1 protein-coding gene is annotated in these 1,905 nt (G+C 40.1%); it reads left to right on the top strand.

The window, feature by feature from the left end:
• Nucleotides 1-481 precede the first annotated feature (481 nt).
• Nucleotides 482-1,905: IMP dehydrogenase (gene guaB, locus ACRCJ0_RS13030; RefSeq protein WP_431390696.1), on the top strand; the 1,424-nt coding region annotated here is incomplete at its 3' end.

Raw genomic sequence — 1,905 nt, 5'->3', positions numbered from 1 at the left:
TTTTCATCGAAGACCAAGCCTTCGTTGAAACAGTAGACCCAGAAGCCTTCAAACAAGCCATAATGGAAAGAATCTAAGTATTTGGATTTTTCTCGGCAAACTTATACGAATAATCACTCAAAGGTCGTGGCTTAATGTCACGGCTTTTTGTGTCGTATAAATTTTGGATTTGTAATTTGAAAAGTATGTCGTTTAGTCTTATTTTTATGTGGGCCTTGTTAACACTGGATTTTGCTATAGGCATAAGGTAAATATATATAGGTAAAAGAAGAGATGATTTCTTTAAGCAATTTCCGAACTATAACATTTGATCCAAGTTTCCAAAAGCGTATATATCTTTTTCAAGCAAATAAAAAACGAACAATATCTTTAATATATAAAAATAATCCATTTATTTACGAAATATAAGGTTGACCTTGTTGGTGTATGGTGGTAGGATAGTAAAAATCAATTTTATACAGAAAAGGGGAATGAATGAAAAATGACTACTGCATGGGAAAGCAAATTCGCTAAAGAGGGATTAACATTCGATGACGTCTTACTATTGCCGGCACATTCAGAGGTGTTGCCAAATGAGGTAGATTTAGGCGTAGAGTTGGCGCCCAACTTGAAATTAAATATTCCAATCCTTTCAGCTTCAATGGATACTGTAACGGATGCAAGCATGGCCATCGCTATGGCACGCCAAGGTGGACTTGGTATTATTCATAAAAATATGACGATTGCCCAACAAGCGGATGAAGTCCGTAAGGTTAAACGTTCAGAGTCAGGTGTCATTTCAGACCCATTCTATCTATTCCCAGACTCACCAGTTCACGAAGCAGAATCCTTGATGGATCGATACCGTATTTCTGGTGTACCGATCATCGACAATGAAGCAGACCATAAATTAGTGGGTATCCTAACAAACCGTGATATCCGTTTCTTAGAAGACCATGACCAACCGATTGAAAATGTGATGACCAAAGACAACTTAGTTGTTGCACCACAAGGAACTTCTTTAGAAGAAGCGAGTCACATTTTATATGAAAATCGTATTGAAAAATTATTATTAGTTGATGACCAAGGTTGTTTAACAGGTTTAGTTACTATTAAAGATATTGAACGCGTTACAGACTATCCAAATTCTGCTAAAGACGCAAAAGGTCGTTTAATTGCGGGTGCTGCAGTTGGAGTTACTTCAGATACATTTGAGCGTGTGGCTGCTTTACTTGAAGCAGGTGCAGATGCGATTGTAATCGATACTGCACATGGTCACTCTGCAGGGGTTTTACGTAAAATTGCACAAATTCGCCAAGAGTTCCCAGAAGCTACTTTAATCGCTGGAAATGTAGCGACAGCTGAAGGTACACGTGCTTTATATGAAGCAGGTGTTGACGTGGTTAAAGTAGGGATTGGACCTGGATCAATTTGTACAACACGTGTGGTTGCTGGTGTTGGGGTACCACAAATTACAGCGGTGTATGACGCAGCTAGTGTAGCCAACGAATACGGCAAGACCATTATTGCGGATGGTGGGATCAAATTCTCAGGTGATATTGTCAAAGCTTTAGCGGCTGGTGGCCATGCAGTGATGTTAGGGTCAATGTTAGCGGGTACTGACGAAGCACCTGGGGAATTAGAAATCTTCCAAGGGCGTCAATTTAAAACTTACCGTGGTATGGGTTCATTAGGGGCTATGAAAAAAGGTTCTGCGGACCGTTACTTCCAAGGTGAAGTCAACGAAGCCAACAAATTAGTGCCTGAAGGCATCGAAGGACGCGTTGCTTATAAGGGTTCTGTTTCAGGTATTATCTTCCAATTACTTGGTGGTATTGAATCAGGTATGGGCTATTGCGGTGCTGCAACAGTTGAAGACTTACGTCAACATGCACAATTTATTCGCATGACAGGTGCTGGTTTAAT

The organism is Aerococcus sp. L_32, assembly GCF_050689315.1.
The sequence above is the reverse complement of the archived record's forward strand: the minus strand, read 5'-3'. Positions and strand labels throughout refer to the sequence as shown.